Source organism: Croceicoccus mobilis, from assembly GCF_001661965.1.
Taxonomy (GTDB): Bacteria; Pseudomonadota; Alphaproteobacteria; order Sphingomonadales; family Sphingomonadaceae; genus Croceicoccus; species Croceicoccus mobilis.
Genome location: NZ_LYWZ01000020.1, coordinates 80,216 through 95,815 on the forward strand (window position 1 = coordinate 80,216; position 15,600 = coordinate 95,815).

14 protein-coding genes are annotated in these 15,600 nt (G+C 63.7%); 4 read left to right on the plus strand and 10 right to left on the minus strand.

Annotation, left to right across the window (positions count from 1 at the left end; genetic code table 11):
* Positions 1-7 precede the first annotated feature (7 nt).
* Positions 8-1,051, minus strand: a complete 1,044-nt coding sequence (locus tag A9D13_RS05460) for a glycosyltransferase (RefSeq protein WP_082922137.1) — start codon at positions 1,049-1,051, stop codon at positions 8-10.
* Between the two features lie 103 nt (positions 1,052-1,154).
* Here A9D13_RS05460 and A9D13_RS20050 point away from each other — a divergent pair, with 103 nt between their 5' ends.
* Positions 1,155-1,466: an HNH endonuclease gene (locus A9D13_RS20050; RefSeq protein WP_229665377.1), complete on the plus strand. Its 312-nt coding sequence runs from the start codon at positions 1,155-1,157 to the stop codon at positions 1,464-1,466.
* A gap of 30 nt (positions 1,467-1,496) precedes the next feature.
* Here A9D13_RS20050 and A9D13_RS20785 read toward each other — a convergent pair whose 3' ends face one another.
* The 7 genes from A9D13_RS20785 to A9D13_RS05495 form a co-directional block, all read right to left on the minus strand.
* Complete coding sequence (locus tag A9D13_RS20785; RefSeq protein WP_172808110.1) at positions 1,497-1,646, minus strand: hypothetical protein; 150 nt, start codon at positions 1,644-1,646, stop codon at positions 1,497-1,499.
* A 328-nt stretch (positions 1,647-1,974) separates the two neighbouring features.
* Entirely contained in the window at positions 1,975-2,232 is a 258-nt protein-coding gene (locus tag A9D13_RS05470) for an ATP synthase F1 subunit epsilon (RefSeq protein WP_066771204.1), read from the minus strand.
* 72 nt (positions 2,233-2,304) lie between these two features.
* Entirely contained in the window at positions 2,305-3,780 is a 1,476-nt protein-coding gene (gene atpD, locus A9D13_RS05475; RefSeq protein WP_066771207.1) for a F0F1 ATP synthase subunit beta, read from the minus strand.
* Between the two features lie 21 nt (positions 3,781-3,801).
* Positions 3,802-4,674: a F0F1 ATP synthase subunit gamma gene (locus tag A9D13_RS05480; RefSeq protein ID WP_066771210.1), complete on the minus strand. Its 873-nt coding sequence runs from the start codon at positions 4,672-4,674 to the stop codon at positions 3,802-3,804.
* A 40-nt stretch (positions 4,675-4,714) separates the two neighbouring features.
* Positions 4,715-6,244 carry a F0F1 ATP synthase subunit alpha gene (gene atpA / locus A9D13_RS05485; RefSeq protein ID WP_066771213.1) on the minus strand — a complete coding sequence of 510 codons (1,530 nt, stop codon included), beginning with the start codon at positions 6,242-6,244 and terminating at the stop codon, positions 4,715-4,717.
* A 34-nt stretch (positions 6,245-6,278) separates the two neighbouring features.
* Entirely contained in the window at positions 6,279-6,833 is a 555-nt protein-coding gene (locus A9D13_RS05490; RefSeq protein ID WP_066771217.1) for a F0F1 ATP synthase subunit delta, read from the minus strand.
* 256 nt (positions 6,834-7,089) lie between these two features.
* Positions 7,090-8,718 carry a S1 family peptidase gene (locus tag A9D13_RS05495; protein ID WP_156521933.1) on the minus strand — a complete coding sequence of 543 codons (1,629 nt, stop codon included), beginning with the start codon at positions 8,716-8,718 and terminating at the stop codon, positions 7,090-7,092.
* Between the two features lie 148 nt (positions 8,719-8,866).
* Here A9D13_RS05495 and A9D13_RS05500 point away from each other — a divergent pair, with 148 nt between their 5' ends.
* The 3 genes from A9D13_RS05500 (at position 8,867) to A9D13_RS05510 (ending at position 11,839) form a co-directional block, all read left to right on the plus strand.
* Entirely contained in the window at positions 8,867-9,931 is a 1,065-nt protein-coding gene (locus A9D13_RS05500) for a bifunctional transcriptional activator/DNA repair enzyme AdaA (RefSeq protein ID WP_066771811.1), read from the plus strand.
* Entirely contained in the window at positions 9,903-10,823 is a 921-nt protein-coding gene (locus A9D13_RS05505) for a CPBP family intramembrane glutamic endopeptidase (RefSeq protein ID WP_082922139.1), read from the plus strand. Before A9D13_RS05500 ends, A9D13_RS05505 begins: the two co-directional genes overlap by 29 nt.
* 74 nt (positions 10,824-10,897) lie before the next feature.
* Positions 10,898-11,839: a hypothetical protein gene (locus tag A9D13_RS05510; RefSeq protein WP_066771220.1), complete on the plus strand. Its 942-nt coding sequence runs from the start codon at positions 10,898-10,900 to the stop codon at positions 11,837-11,839.
* Here A9D13_RS05510 and A9D13_RS05515 read toward each other — a convergent pair.
* Together A9D13_RS05515 and A9D13_RS05520 are read right to left on the minus strand one after the other, a co-directional pair.
* The gene (locus A9D13_RS05515; protein WP_066771223.1) at positions 11,836-13,392 is read right to left on the minus strand and encodes a cryptochrome/photolyase family protein; all 1,557 of its coding nucleotides are present in this window, start codon (positions 13,390-13,392) and stop codon (positions 11,836-11,838) included. The genes A9D13_RS05510 and A9D13_RS05515 overlap by 4 nt on opposite strands.
* 30 nt (positions 13,393-13,422) lie before the next feature.
* A complete protein-coding gene (locus tag A9D13_RS05520; RefSeq protein WP_066771814.1) occupies positions 13,423-15,588 on the minus strand; it encodes a primosomal protein N' in 2,166 nt (721 codons plus the stop codon).
* Between the last annotated feature and the right edge of the window lie 12 nt (positions 15,589-15,600).

Below are 15,600 nucleotides of genomic sequence, written 5' to 3' on the forward strand. Positions count from 1 at the left end.
ATTTGCTCTAGCGGACGGCCTTGCGCTCTACCGGTGTAAGCGGGACTGTTCCAGGTTCGGCACTTACCGAAGGCAAGTCGAGGGCGACACTGTCTTTTTCATGTCGGGCCAATTGCTCCTCAAGCTTGCGCACCTTGTGCAGGGTCGTTTCCATCAGCTTGCGATTGGTGGTGATGAGGTCCGCGAGCATGCCCATAACGGCGACAAGCGCACCAAGGATCATCAGCACTCCGCCGACGATCAGGGACTGGATATGGCCCTGACCATCACCGTTCATGAAGAACCAGAGGAAACGCAGGATGGGAGCTAAACCCGCGAATGCTAAGAAAAGGCCGGTCCCCACGAAGACCCGTAGCGCGTTGTATGTCGTATAGGCACGCGCGATGGTGACGCCTGTCTGCATGATAAAACGGGGAATGGAACGGAACAGGCGCGATGGCCGCAGGGTGGGATGGGTGCGAACCGGAACGCTGGTGATGGCCATTCGCTTACGTCCGGCCTGGATCAGCATGTCGGTGGTATAGCTGAATTCGGTCGTGATGGTAATGCGTTGGGCAGCTTCGCGGCTGATGGCGCGAAAGCCCGATACGGCATCGGTGATATCGGTGCCCGAAAGCTTGCGCACGACCGCGCTACCCAGTGTCTGCAAACGGCGCTTGATCGGCCCGAAATGTGCGTTCTTGCCGACCCCGCGGTCGCCAATGACAATATCGGCTTCGTTTCTCAGGATTGGTTGAACGAGGTCCGCAATGTCAGCGCCCTCATATTGTCCGTCCGCATCGGTGTTGACGATGATGTCCGCCCCGGCCGAAAGGCATGCGTCAAGGCCCGACTGAAAGGCATGGGCAAGACCGCGATTGCGGCGGTGACGGACGATGTGGTGCACACCCCACCTGGCGGCGACTTCGGATGTATTGTCATCGGACCCGTCGTCGATGATCAGTACTTCGATTTCGTCAATGCCGGGTATTTCGCGCGGCAATGCCGCAAGTGCGGCCGGAAGGTCGTCCGCCTCGTTCAGGCACGGTATCTGGATAATGAGCCGCGTCACGAAAATTCCCCCTGCCGCGCATGCTAGTCGATCAGGAGGCTATCGGCAATTTCGCTTGAGAAAACGTTAACCATGGGCAGCCGCTTGCGAGCTAGGCGAACAAATGCCTATCCCGACCGGGATGGACGACGAACCGATTATGATTTGCTGGCTCTGCGAAAGGCCGATGGGGCAGCGGGTGGAAAAACATCACCCGGTCCCGAAAAGCCGTGGTGGCAGGGTCACGCAGCCGGTTCACCCTATCTGCCACCGCACGCTGCATGCGCGCTTTACGAATGCGGAACTGGCGCGGATCGGTGATGATGTCGCATTGCTGCGAGGTGATGCGGATATTGCAAAATTCCTGAAGTGGATCGCGAAGAAGCCCCCCGACTTCCATGCTCCCACGCGCGGAGGCGCTAAGAGCCAGCGATAGCGGCGGCGCAAGGCACCGCCGACCGGGCCATCAGGCGCGGCGCAGCAGGCGGTCGAAGAAGCTCGGGCCTTCCATCGGCTGGATGCGGCCATAACGCTGGCGGCGCGTGCTTGCGTCGGCGAAAGGCCGCGGACTGCTCCAGTTATCGGTGCCGGACTGGCGAATGGTATATCTCGACATGGCAGGTGCCCCCTTGTTCATGGTCGATGGTCTGAATGAAACGCATCAGCGAACATCTGTTTCCGGGCAACTAGGGTGGGGGAGCCCCATTTTCCGCCTTGCGTTTTGGCTTATCCACAAGGGTGCGACGGTTTGCCAGCGTCAAAACGTGGCAGGCCAAGGACGAAACGAGGGCCGGGCAGGGCTAAACCCACGGAATTCCATGGCGCAAAGGGGGAGTGTGTCGATCCTGCAACGCTTCGGGCCGCACTTCGCAAAATCGAAGCGCGGCCCGATGGCTTTGTCAGATTTTCGGCGCTTCGCGCGATGCGGGCGCTGTCGGCAGTGCTTATTCGCCGACGTGCTCGGCCAGCACGGTCAGGCCCGCGTCGCCAACCTCGGCAAAGCCGCCCGAGACGGTGATGACTTCGGGCGCAGCGCCGGCCGTCTTGTAGATGCGCATCTCGCCATCGGCGATGGTCGACATGAAGGGCGCGTGGCCTTCAAGAACGCCGAAAGCGCCCTCGGTGCCGGGAACCTCGACCATGTGGACGTCTTCCGAGCGGACCAGCTTGGCCGGGGTGACGAGTTCGAAATGCAGCGACATGGGCGTTCAGCTTTCAAAATTATCGTGAAGGGAAGCGCGGGGGCATGGGCCCCCGCCGACCCATCAATCAGATCAGGCGTCTTCGGCCAGCTTCTTGGCCTTTTCGACCGCCTCGTCGATGCCGCCGACCATGTAGAAGGCTGCTTCGGGAAGATGGTCGTATTCACCTTCGACGACGGCCTTGAACGACTTCACCGTGTCTTCGAGCTGCACGAACTTGCCGGGGATGCCGGTGAAGACCTCTGCAACGTGGAACGGCTGCGAGAGGAACTTCTGGATCTTGCGGGCGCGCTGGACGGTGAGCTTATCTTCTTCCGAAAGCTCGTCCATGCCGAGAATGGCGATGATGTCCTGCAGCGACTTGTACTTCTGCAGCGTCTCCTGAACGGCACGAGCGGTCTCGTAGTGCTCGGTGCCGACTACGCGCGGTTCGAGAACGCGCGAGGTGGAATCGAGCGGGTCGACCGCCGGGTAGATGCCGAGTTCCGAAATCGCGCGGTTCAGCGTGGTCGTCGCGTCAAGGTGAGCGAAGGACGTTGCCGGGGCAGGGTCGGTAAGGTCGTCGGCGGGGACGTAAATGGCCTGCACCGAGGTGATCGAACCCTTGGTGGTCGAGGTGATGCGTTCCTGCAGCGCGCCCATGTCGGTCGACAGGGTCGGCTGATAGCCCACGGCCGAAGGAATACGGCCAAGCAGGGCCGACACTTCCGAACCCGCCTGCGTGAAGCGGAAGATGTTGTCGACGAAGAACAGGACGTCCTGGCCTTCCTGGTCGCGGAAATATTCGGCCATGGTCAGGCCCGACAGGGCGACGCGGGCACGCGCGCCCGGGGGCTCGTTCATCTGGCCGAAGACGAGGGCCACCTTCGAACCTTCGGAGGTCGCGTTGCCGTTCTCGTCCTTGGCGATGACGCCTGCGTCGAGGAATTCGTGATAGAGGTCGTTGCCCTCGCGGGTACGCTCACCAACGCCGGCGAACACGGACACGCCGCCGTGGCCCTTTGCAATATTGTTGATCAGCTCCTGGATGAGCACGGTCTTGCCCACGCCTGCGCCGCCGAACAGGCCGATCTTGCCGCCCTTTGCGTAGGGAGCGAGAAGGTCGATGACCTTGATGCCGGTGACCAGGATGGCCGCTTCGGTCGACTGGTCGACGAACTCGGGAGCCTTGGCGTGGATCGGGGCGTACATGTCGCTGCCGACGGGGCCCATCTCATCGATGGATTCGCCGACGACGTTCATGATGCGGCCCAGCGTCTTGGGGCCGACCGGAACCGAGATCTGCGCGCCGGTGTTGGCGACGGGCTGGCCGCGGGTCAGACCGTCGGTCGCATCCATCGCGATGGTGCGCACGGTGTTCTCGCCAAGGTGCTGCGCCACTTCCAGCACCAGCTTCTGACCGTTGTTCTCGGTCTCCAGAGCGGTGAGGATGGCGGGCAGTTCGCCTTCGAAGACGACGTCGACGACGGCGCCGATGATCTGGCTGATCTTGCCCTGGGCGGGGACATTGCTGGTGCCCGAGAAGTCGAGCGTGGGTGCACTGGCCATGGGTGTTTCCTTGCCTATAGCTTAGAGCGCTTCCGCGCCCGCGATGATTTCGATGAGTTCGGTGGTGATCGCAGCCTGACGGGTGCGGTTGTACTGAATGGTGAGCTTGCCGATCAGGTCGCCGGCATTGCGCGTCGCATTGTCCATGGCGGTCATCGACGCGCCCTGTTCCGATGCGTTGTTCTCAAGCAATGCCTTGAAGATCTGGGTCTTCAGGTAACGCGGCAGCAGCGCCTCGAGGATTTCCTCCTCGCCCGGTTCGTATTCCACGACGGCGTCGCTTTCGACTGCGCCTTCGGGAGCCTTGACCGGGATGATCTGCTGTTCGGTCGGGATCTGCGCGAGCGCCGACTTGAACTGCGAGAAGAACAGATGCGCCACGTCGAAGCGGCCGTCTTCATACATGCCAACGAGCTCGTCTGCGATCTGCTCGGCTTCGTTGAAGCCGGGTTCGCGCACGCTGGTGGTGTCGAAGTTGACGCCGATCTTGTCGGGGTAGGTGCGGCGGATCACCGGACGGCCCTTGCGACCGATCAGATAGAATTCCACCTCCTTGCCCTCGGCAAGCAGTGCCTTCGCCTTGACCAGCGCGGCCTTGACGATGTTCGAGTTGAATGCGCCGGCCAGACCCTTGTCGGAGTTGGCGACCACCAGCAGGTGGCGCTGGTCCGACCCGGTGCCCGAAAGCAGCTTGGGCGCATTGTCGTCCTTGCCCACCTTGCTGGCAAGGCTCGCCATCACGCCCGACAGGCGCTCGGCATAGGGGCGCGCAGCTTCCGCCGCCGCCTGCGCCTTGCGGAGCTTTGCGGCGGCGACCATCTGCTTGGCCTTGGTGATCTTCTGGGTCGACTTGACCGAGTTGATCCGGCCCTTGAGTTCCTTCAGCGAGGCCATGACGGCTCCCTAGCTAGAATGGCTCAGGCGAACGTAACGATTACGCTGCGAACTGCTTGGCGAATGCGTCGAGCGCGGCGACCGTCTTGTCCTTCGACTGGTCGAAGGCCTTGGTCTCGCGGATCTCGGCGAGCACGTCGGCGTGCTGCGAACGCATGAACGAAAGCATCTCGGATTCATATTCGGTCACGGCCGAAACCGGGATCGAGTCGAGATAGCCGTTGGTGCCGGCGAAGATCGACACGGTCTGCTCTTCGAACGGAAGCGGCGAGAACTGCGGCTGCTTCAAGAGCTCCGTCAGGCGCGCACCGCGGTTGAGGAGCTTCTGCGTCGAAGCGTCGAGGTCCGAACCGAACTGCGCGAAGGCCGCCATTTCGCGGTACTGCGCCAGCTCCAGCTTGATCGAGCCCGAGACCTTCTTCATCGCCTTCGTCTGGGCGGCACCGCCGACGCGCGACACCGAGAGGCCGACGTTGATGGCGGGGCGGATGCCCTGGAAGAACAGGCCGGTCTCAAGGAAGATCTGGCCGTCGGTGATCGAGATCACGTTGGTCGGGATGTAGGCCGACACGTCGCCCGCCTGCGTTTCGATGATCGGCAGCGCGGTGAGCGAGCCCGAACCCATCGAATCGTTCATCTTCGCGGCGCGCTCAAGCAGGCGGCTGTGCAGATAGAACACGTCGCCCGGATATGCTTCGCGGCCCGGAGGACGACGCAGCAGCAGCGACATCTGGCGATAGGCGACGGCCTGCTTCGAAAGGTCGTCATACACGATCACGGCGTGCATGCCGTTGTCGCGGAAGAATTCGCCCATCGCGCAGCCGGTATAGGGCGCGAGGAACTGCAGCGGAGCAGGCTCCGACGCGGTGGCGGCGACGACGATCGAATATTCCATCGCGCCGTTCTCTTCGAGCTGACGCACGATCTGGGCGACGGTCGAACGCTTCTGGCCGACGGCGACATAGATGCAGTAGAGCTTCTTGCTCTCGTCGTCGCCTGCGTTGACGCCCTTCTGGTTGATGAAGGTGTCGATGGCGACGGCGGTCTTGCCGGTCTGGCGGTCGCCGATGATCAGCTCACGCTGGCCGCGGCCGACGGGGACGAGGGCGTCGACGGCCTTGAGGCCGGTCTGGACGGGTTCGTGCACCGACTTGCGCGGGATGATGCCAGGTGCCTTCACCTCGACGCGCGAACGCTTCTCGGCGACGATCGGGCCCTTGCCGTCGATCGGGTTGCCCAGCGCGTCGACGACGCGGCCAAGGAGGCCCTTGCCGACGGGGACGTCCACGATGGTGCCGGTCCGCTTGACCTGGTCGCCTTCCTTGATGGTGCTGTCCGAACCGAAGATCACGACACCGACATTGTCGGCCTCGAGGTTCAGGGCCATGCCCTGGATGCCCCCGGCGAATTCGACCATCTCGCCAGCCTGGACCTTGTCGAGGCCGTGGATGCGGGCGATGCCGTCACCGACCGACAGCACGGTGCCGACTTCGGAGACCTGGGCCTCGGTGCCGAATCCGGCGATCTGGTCCTTGATGACCTTCGAAATTTCTGCGGCGCGGATTTCCATGTTCTAAGTGCCTTTTTCTAAGGACCTGAAAAGGTCAGCCCTTCATGGCCTGGGCGAGAGAGTTGAGACGGGTGCGGATCGAGCTGTCGATCTGGCGGCTGCCGATCTTCACGATCAGACCGCCAAGGATCGAGGGATCGACCTCGGTACGAACTTTGACGTCGCGACCTTCGCGCGCGGTCAGCTTCTGGGTGAGAAGCGACAGCTGCGTGTCGTCGAGAGGATGCGCGCTGGTGACGTCTGCCGTCACCTCGCCGCGCTGGGCGGCGGCGATCGCGTTGAAGGCGCGGATCATGTCGGGAAGGCTGGACAGGCGGCGATTGGTCGCCAGCACGCCCAGGAAATTCTTCGTCAGCGGCGCAAGGTTCAGATGGGTCGCGACCGCGCCGATGGCCGAAGCCGCCTGCTTGCGCGAAAGCTCCGGGTCCTTGATCAGCGCACGCATGTCTTCGCTCTCGGAAAGCGCGACGCGCAATTTCTCGAGATCGCCCTCGACCGCGGTGACCTGATTCTCGTCAACCGCCAGCTCGAACAGAGCCGAGGCGTAGCGCCCCGCAAGACTGGCTGTGATGCCGCCCGTATTTTCCACCCTTGAACTGTCCTCTTGCCTGCCGTGATACGGCGAATTCGCGAACGCTGCCCCCCTGGCCGGATCCTCGCGGTAGCGCAGCGGGCGTATTTTAAAAGACACGCATGCAACGCGACCGGTCCGCGAGAGTGCGTCCGTTACGGCGGCGCGCCTAGCAATGAAACCGGCTTATGACAACCGGCACAAGGCCGCTTTTGCGCGACCCTCATACCAAAGGATGCCGCTTGTGGGTTTTGTAGCACCGATAGGGGAGGATTCAGCCCTTTTCGTCGTCCTCCGACATCGGCTGTGCGGTTTTCACGGGGGCAGGTTCGCAGGTGTAGACCAGCCGCTCGTTCGGGGTTTGAGGCAAAATCTCGCGAATCGCCTGTTGCTGGTCGCCCAGCTCGCGCGCGGCCTCTTCGCCCGCGCCGCAGGCAGGGGCCTGATATTCGCCCCGCAACTGGCGCGCATCGTTCATCTGCTGGAGATCGAGGAAGAACCGGTCGGTCGAAAGCACGCGCGTCTTGGGATCATAGTGCGATACCGAGACGGTCTGCTCGCCTTCGGGTACCATAACGCGGTCCCAGCCATCGGATGACAGCCCGTATTGGGTGCGCCCGTTGACGCAGCCATCCTCGTTCCACTGCAACTCAACATCGGAGCTGTCGGAAACGGTGATGCGACTGCGCGCCGGGATCAGGCGGCAGATGAAGCGTCCGCGATTCGTTTCGGGCGATGGATCCTTCGCATTGGCGACAGGTGCGGCCAGCGCCTCGCGCTGCGCTTCGTCGCCGCGGCGTTCGATGTCGCTGACAGAGGGGCGCGATACCCAAGACACCAGCGCCGCCAGCAGGGCAAAGGCGGCAACGCTGCCCGCGCCCAGCGCCGGTTCGCGGCGTTCGTGATCAAGGAAATAGACCGTGGTCAGCCCTGCGATCAGCGCGATCACGACCATCAGCCCGGCAAGACCCATCAGCGTCTCGCGCTCGTCGATGGCCTCGAGTTCGGCCCGGCGCGCGGCCTTTTCGGCCGCGATGCGCCGTTCGGCCGTGGCAGCGGCGAGGCGGGCGCGATTCTCTGCATCCTCACGCAGGGAGCGGGCCATTTCCTCGGCATCGTAATCGGCGATGGAGCGGCACTCGGACGCGCTGGTGCGCGGGGTAACGCCGGCAGAGCGCAGGAAGGGGGCAAGCTCGCTCATCGAAACGGCGAAGTAGAATTCCGAATCGCTGCCATTGTCGCTGATCGTGCCAAAGGCGTTGACCCCCACGACGCGCCCGCACGGATCGAGCAGCGGACCGCCCGAATTGCCGACGCCAATGGCTGCGGTGTGAAGGATAGTGTCATATTCAGAAGAACGCCGCCCGCCCGAAACCTGCCCGCGCGATTTTACCGGCGGCTGCGGGGAAACAAGGCCGTTGAGCCCCAGACCCTGCGCCTGGTCGACATTGGCGGGATAGCCCACGGCATAGACATCCTGCCCGTCCTCCACCCGGCCCGTATAAAGCGTGGCGACGGGCAGGGTGGCATCCTCGGTCAGTTCGACGAGGGCGAGGTCGACATCGCCTGCCACCCGCACGATGCGCGCGAAATAGCCGGTGCGCCCCTGCGCGGGCACGATGCCAAGGCGGAGGCGATCATCCTCCAGCAGCGGGGCGAGCACATGGGCATTGGTGACGATCAGCTTTGGCGAAACGGCGAAACCGGTGCCGTGCCCGATCACGTCATAGCCAGACGAATCTTTTAGCACGATGACCACGCGCACCACCGACCGGGCGGCGGCATTGATGTCTGCCGTGTCGGCACGCGCGGCCTGCGGCGATGCGCCCAGCATCGCGCAAGCGAGAAGGAACACCGCGACAATGGCGCGAATGGTCACTTTGGCCGAAGAAATCAGACCCATGGTTTTCCGAATATCGATCCGCATTTGGCGGGGCATTAGCGACTTTCACCTCTGATTGTCAGCCGGTTTCACCATAAGATGCACCAATTTCGTTTTGATCGCGGCTTTCAGGATGCAGCGCGCAACCGCACAGGCTAGACAGATCGGCATGACGCAGGACATTGCCATATCCATTGACCGTGAAGAGGCCATGGACGCCTTTGCCCGGCGTGACCGGCGCTATGACGGGCGTTTTGTCGTGGGTGTGACAACGACCGGCATCTATTGCCGCCCCAGCTGTCCGGCGCGCCGGCCCAAGCCCGAAAACATGGTGCTGCTGCCCGATATCGCCGCCGCCCGCGAACTGGGGCTGCGCGCGTGCAAGCGCTGCCTGCCTGACGATACAATGCGCGATGGCAACGCGGTGCGCTCCGCGATCGCGGCGATCCGCGCTGCGCAGGCCCCGGTGCCGATGGCCGATCTGGCGGCGCTGACCGGTTATTCGCCCGATCATCTGCAACGTATCTTCCGGCGCTCCACGGGGATGAGCCCCGCCGAATTCGGCCGGGCCCTGCGGCTGGAGCATGCCCGCGCAGCCATGGACGCGCAGGACAGCGTGACCGAGGCCATATTCAAGGCAGGCTATGAAGCGCCATCGCGCTTCTATGCCGAAGCGAATGGGAGACTGGGCATGAGCCCTTCCGCATGGGTCAGGGGCGGGGCGGGGGTGACGATCCGCTGGGCCGTGGTCGACACCTATCTTGGCCCGATGCTGGTCGCCGCGACCGACAAGGGTGTGTGCCGCCTGTCGTTTGCCGAGGGGCGGGAGGATCTGCAAGCGCGCTTCCCCCATGCCGAGCTGTTGGAAGGCGGCTTCGAGTTCACGCAGCTGCTCGCCCGCGTGGTCGCAGAGGTGGAGGCGCCCGGCAGCGATCCCGATATCCCGCTCGACGTAAAGGGCACTGCGTTCCAGGAACGCATCTGGGCCGAACTGCGCCGCATCCCCGTGGGAGAGACGCGAAGCTATGCCGATCTGGCGGCAGCGGTGGGCAGGCCAGCCGCCGTGCGCGCGGCGGGCGGCGCCAATGGCGCGAATAATGTCGCCGTGCTGATCCCGTGCCACCGCGTCATCCGCGCGGACGGTTCGATCGGCGGTTATGCTTATGGCCTCGACATAAAGCGCGCGCTGCTGGAAAAGGAGCGCGATGGAAGAGACGACACCGACCGCCCCTGATGCGCCCGCGCCCGAGCTGACGACCCGCAAGCCGGGCATCATCCGCCGCATCATCGATTTCCCGCTGGTGCTGATCGTGATCGCCTCGGTGATCATCATCACCATCGTCACCGGCCTTTCGGTCGTCTTTACGCAGGTGCTGGGCTGGGTGACGGGGCCGGGCAGCCTGCTGGGCGGTTTCCTCATCGCAGTTGCCATGGTGCTGTTCTGGAAAGGCTATAAACGCTGGCTTGAGCGTGAGCCGGACCGCGAAATGGCTTTTGCCGGAGCGGCGAAGGAATTGGGCGCGGGTCTTGCCTGCGGCTTCCTGCTGTTCTCTGTCATGACCGGCATCGTCGCGCTGCTCGGCGGGTTTGAGGTGCTGGGCGTGCGCAATCCCGTAGATACCGCGATCTGGTACGTGGGCGGGCTGGCCTTCATCTCCGGCACCTTCGAGGAGGTGTTGTTCCGCGGCGTGCTATTCCGCCAGATCGAGCGGCTGGGCGGCAGCTGGACCGCGCTTCTCGTCACCTCGGTCATCTTTGGGGCGGCGCATATCCAGAACCCGGATGCGAGCTGGTTTGCCGCCATCGCGATCATGGTGGAGGCAGGCATATTGCTGGGCGCGGCCTATATGCTGACGCGGCGGCTGTGGCTGGCGATCGGCATCCATGCGGCTTGGAATTTCACGCAAGGCTGGCTTTATTCGATCCCTGTGTCAGGTGGCGACGCCCCCATCGGCCTGCTGATTACGCGGCGTGTCGGGCCCGACTGGCTGACCGGCGGCGATTTCGGGCTTGAGGCTTCGGTCGTCGCCATGGTTTGCGCGACCTGCGCGGGGTTGACGCTGCTGACGCTGGCGATCCGGCGGGAGGAACTGCGCGGCGCGTGGTATTGGCGTAAGGGCCAATAGGCGGGGCGGTTTGGGAAGGCGCGCCCCGATATGTTAGGCAGGTGCCGGGTCGCACACTGCCGGAGACTTCGCCGATGAAGCACCGTCTGATTGCGCTTGCCCTTACCGCTTCCCTCGCCGCCTGTGGCGGATCCTCGCCGCAAAGCGATGGCCCTGCGGTCAATGTCCTCGAACTCGGCATCGACGGCATGTCATTCGTCGGCCCGAACGAGATCAAGTCCGGCTGGACTACGGTGAGGGTAACAAACGATTCCGGGCTTACCCATTTCGGCCTTGTCTATCGCCTGCCCGATGGCGTGACGGCGCAGATGCTGTCGGACGAGGTGGTCAAGCCGATCCAGCACAGCCTTACCGCCAATATAGAGGGGCGGACGGAGGATGCGGCCAGGATCGCCGCGACCATCCCGGTGTGGATCGGCGACATCACCTATATGGGCGGCCCCGGCATGATGTCCGACGGCGTGACCGGAGAGGCGACCATGTTCCTCACGCCCGGAAACTATATCGTCGAATGCTATGTAAAGACGAACGGGGTCCAGCATAATTATCACCCCGAGCCCGGCATGCACGGCATGGTGTTGCCGCTGACCGTGCTGGAGGAAGAGGGCGGCATGGCCGAACCGGAGGCCAATGTGACGCTCGACATTTCGAATGGCGGCTACAGGATTGCCGATGGCGCTTTCCAGCCCGGCGAAAACTCGGTGCGGGTCAATTTCGTGGAGCAGCGGCTCTATAATAATTTTGTCGGGCACGACGCGCATCTCTTTCGCATCGACGGGGATACGGATGTGGACCGCGCGGCCACATGGGTCGATTTCTTCCCCAATGACGGCCAGCAGACCCCCGCGCCTGCCCATTATGTGGGGGGCATTCACGACATGCCGGAAGGTTCGACCGGCTATTTCAAGGTCGATCTGGCGCCGGGCGAATATGGCATCGTGGCCGAAGTGCCCGATGCGCAGGAAACCGGATTGTTCACAACGATCGAGGTTCCGGGCGGCGAAACCGATAGCTAGTCCCGCGCCCATCCTTTCCGAGCAGGCTCCAATCCATCGAGCACCCCCTTGGCGCTTTCGAGATATTCGCGCTGCCGGTCATCATCCATCCGGTCCCATGTCGCATAGACGCGCGCGACGCGGTTGTTGCTTTCAAGCAGCTTGCGATTGCGCACCATGAAATCCCAATATAGCGGGTTGAACGGGCAGGCCCCTTCGCCCGTCTTCTTCGATACGGAGTAGCTGCACTTGCCGCAGTAATCCGACATCTTGTTGATGTAATTCCCGCTCGCCGCATAGGGTTTCGTCGCCAGCCGCCCCTTGTCGGCCCAAAGCGCCATGGCCGCGACATTGGGCAGTTCGACCCATTCATAGGCATCGGCGTAAACGACGAGGAACCAGTCCTCTACATCTTGTGGTCTGACCCCTGCGATCAACGCGAAATTGCCCAGCACCATCAGCCGCTGGATGTGATGGGCATGCGCATTGTCGCGCGTGGACCTGACAGCCTCGGCCATGCACAGCATGTCGGTTTCGCCGGTCCAGTAGAATTCGGGCAGCGGGCGGCTGGCATCCAGCGCATTGGCCTCGGCCAGTTCGGGCATCTCCAGCCAGTACATGCCGCGGATATATTCGCGCCAGCCGATGATCTGCCGGATGAAACCCTCGACCGCGTTGATCGGGGCCTTGCCGTCCTTCCACGCCTTTTCCGCGCGGCGGCAGCATTCAAGCGGATCGAGCAGGCCAAGGTTGATCGAGGTGGACAGCAGCGAGTGATAGAGATCGTCCTCCCCGGTCACCATCGCGTCCTGATAGGTGCCGAAATCAGGCAGGCGTTCGGTGATGAAGGCGTCCAGCGCCTTTTCGGCCTGCTTTGCCGTTACCGGCCAGCCGAAACGGTCAAGGCTGCCGAAGTGGCTGTCGAACCGGCGTGCGACCATGTCGATCACGTCTCGGGTCGTGTCGTCGGGCGCGAATTTCGGCGCAGGCGGCGGGTCGATGCCGTCATCGGGGGAGGCGCGATTGTCGTGGTCGAAGTTCCACTTTCCTTCGACCGGTTCGTCGCCGTCCATCAACAGGCCGGTCTTGGCGCGCATCTCGCGGTAGAAATTCTCCATGCGCAGCGTGCGCCGTCCCTGCGCCCAGCCGATGAATTCGGGGATCGAGCACAGGAACCGATCGTCGGGCAGGATTTCCAGCGGTACATCCAGTGGCCCTTTCAATCCCTGCAGCGCCTTCTGCACGCGCCATTCGCCCGGCTCGACGATACGGACTTTGCTGGCATCGTGGCGGTCCACGGCGCGGGCGATCTCGCCGGTGAAGCTGCCGGTGTTGCCTTCATCCTCCAGCGCGATGTATTCGACGGTCCAGCCCTTGTCGCGCAGTTCGCCCGCAAAGTGCCGCATGGCCGACAGGATCAGCGCGATCTTCGCCTTGTGGTGTTTGACATAGGTCGTCTCGTCCCAGACCTCCATCATCAGCACGACCGCATTATCCTTGTCCGCGCCTTCAAGGCTGGCAAGCGAGTGTGTCAGCTGGTCGCCGAGGACGGGGATGAGGACAGGCCGGGTCATGATGAGCCAACGCCTCGCCGCCTGTTCGGTTCACACGAAGCTATAGGGATCAATGTCCACGCCCACGCGCACGCCGGGAGGATGGTCGATGGGGCCAAGCCATTCGCGGATCGTCTGCTGTAGCGCCGCGCTGCGGCGGGCATTGATTAGCAGGCGATATCGATAGCGCCCGCGCAATAGCGATAGCGGAGCCGGGGCGGGGCCGAAAACGGCGATGTCATCCAGCCGCGGGGCGCTGCCGCCGATCTTGCGGGCGGCCTCGGCGGCTTCGGCTTCGTCCTCGCTCGATACGATGATAGCGGCCCAGCGGCCGAATGGCGGGGCACCCGCGTGGCGGCGGGCATCGCTTTCGGCTTCGTAGAACGCGTCGCGGTCATAGGCGGCAAGCGCGGCGATGACGGGCGCTTCGGGGTGGCGGGTCTGGATCAGCACTTCGCCCGATTTCGCGGCGCGGCCTGCGCGCCCTGCGACCTGCGCGATCTGCTGATAGCTGCGTTCGGCGGCGCGCAAATCGCCGCCCTCCAGCCCAAGGTCCGCGTCGATCACGCCGACCAATGTGAGCTCGGGAAAGTGATAGCCCTTGGTCACCAGCTGCGTGCCGACGATCACGTCGATCTCTCCCGCCTGCGCCGCATCGACGAATTCGCCGATCTTGTCGGGGCTGGACAGCGTATCGCTGGTCACGACCGCCGTGCGCGCATCGGGGAAGATCTCGCCCACCTCGTCCGCGATGCGTTCGACGCCCGGGCCGCAGGCGGCAAGGCAGTCTTTTTCGCCGCATTCGGGGCAGGCCTCGGGGCTGGATACTTCATGGCCGCAATGGTGGCAGGCAAGGCGGCGCGTCAAACGATGTTCGACCAGCCATGCCGAGCAATTGGGGCACTGGAAGCGATAACCGCATTGGCGGCATAAGGTGAGCGGCGCGTAACCCCTGCGGTTCAGGAACAGGAGCGATTGCTCGCCCTTTTCCAGCCGCTCCTGCATCGCCTTCACCAGTGATGGCGCGATCCAGCGACCGCGCGGGGGGATTTCCTCACGCAGATCGACGATCTTGATGTCGGGCAGCACGGCCCCGCCGAAACGGGCTGGGAGGTCGATCTTATCGTAAACCCCGGCTTCCGCCATTTGCAGGCTTTCCAAGGCGGGCGTCGCGCTTGCAAGGATGGCGGGAATCTTTTCGAACCGGGCGCGCATCACTGCGACATCGCGGGCGTTATAGCGAACGCCATCGTCCTGCTTGAAGCTGATCTCATGCGCTTCGTCGACGACGATGAGGCCGAGATCGGCAAAGGGCAGGAACAGCGCCGAGCGCGCGCCGACGACCACCGACGCGCCGCCTTCCGACACTTGCCGCCATGCGCGGCGGCGGCCGGATTGTTTCTGCGCGCTGTGCCATACGGTGGGGGTGACGCCAAAGCGCGCCTCGAACCGTTTCAGGAAATTCTGCGTCAGCGCGATTTCGGGGAGCAGCACCAGCACCTGCCGCCCCAGCCGCAGGGCTTCGGCTACCCCTTCGAAATAGGTTTCGGTCTTGCCCGATCCGGTGACGCCATCCAGCAGCATGGGCGCGAATTTCCGGGCGCGCACGGCCTCGATAAAGCGGTCGGCGGCGGCCTGCTGCCCGTCGGACAGATCAGGCGGCGCATGGTCGGGGCGGGGCAAGGCGAAGGGGCGGTCGACCGCGACCTCGATCGGCTCCAGCGAACCGCCGTTGACCAGTCCGCGCAGCACCGCTTCCGATACGCCCGCCAGATCGGCGAGTTCGCGGATCGTGCCCTGTTCGCCCTCGAGCGCCGACAATGCCGCATCGCGCTGCGGCGTGAGGCGCGACGGCACCACGCCGGTCAGGCGATATTCCGTGATCGTGCCGCCGCCGCGCAATGCCGCGCTCGACGATAAGGCCATGCGCGCGACGCTTGCCATGGCGGCGATGTAATAGTCTGCCGTCCACTCGATCAGCCGCCGCAGCGGGGCGCGCAGCGGTTCCACCGGCAATACATCCAGAATGGGGCGCAGGCGCGCATCCGGAACCTCGGTGCCGGGAAGCCGTTCGCTTTCCCACACGATGCCGATCACCTGCCGCGGGCCCAATGGGGCGACGACCACGCTTCCCGGCCCCACGTGCATGCCGTCGGGCACGCGGTAATCCAGCGGCCCTAATGCGGCATTCATCATGAGGAGACGGACGCGGTTCATGTTCGCCCCCAT

Coding starts and splice junctions, on each gene's coding strand:
- A9D13_RS20050 (WP_229665377.1), top strand. CDS start 1,155: ATGCCTATCCCGACCGGGATGGACGACGAACCGATTATGATTTGCTGG.
- A9D13_RS20785 (WP_172808110.1), bottom strand. CDS start 1,646: ATGTCGAGATATACCATTCGCCAGTCCGGCACCGATAACTGGAGCAGT.
- A9D13_RS05500 (WP_066771811.1), top strand. CDS start 8,867: ATGACGCAGGACATTGCCATATCCATTGACCGTGAAGAGGCCATGGAC.
- atpA (WP_066771213.1), bottom strand. CDS start 6,244: ATGGAAATCCGCGCCGCAGAAATTTCGAAGGTCATCAAGGACCAGATC.
- atpD (WP_066771207.1), bottom strand. CDS start 3,780: ATGGCCAGTGCACCCACGCTCGACTTCTCGGGCACCAGCAATGTCCCC.
- A9D13_RS05495 (WP_156521933.1), bottom strand. CDS start 8,718: ATGGGTCTGATTTCTTCGGCCAAAGTGACCATTCGCGCCATTGTCGCG.
- A9D13_RS05480 (WP_066771210.1), bottom strand. CDS start 4,674: ATGGCCTCGCTGAAGGAACTCAAGGGCCGGATCAACTCGGTCAAGTCG.
- A9D13_RS05470 (WP_066771204.1), bottom strand. CDS start 2,232: ATGTCGCTGCATTTCGAACTCGTCACCCCGGCCAAGCTGGTCCGCTCG.
- A9D13_RS05520 (WP_066771814.1), bottom strand. CDS start 15,588: ATGAACCGCGTCCGTCTCCTCATGATGAATGCCGCATTAGGGCCGCTG.
- A9D13_RS05515 (WP_066771223.1), bottom strand. CDS start 13,392: ATGACCCGGCCTGTCCTCATCCCCGTCCTCGGCGACCAGCTGACACAC.
- A9D13_RS05510 (WP_066771220.1), top strand. CDS start 10,898: ATGAAGCACCGTCTGATTGCGCTTGCCCTTACCGCTTCCCTCGCCGCC.
- A9D13_RS05505 (WP_082922139.1), top strand. CDS start 9,903: ATGGAAGAGACGACACCGACCGCCCCTGATGCGCCCGCGCCCGAGCTG.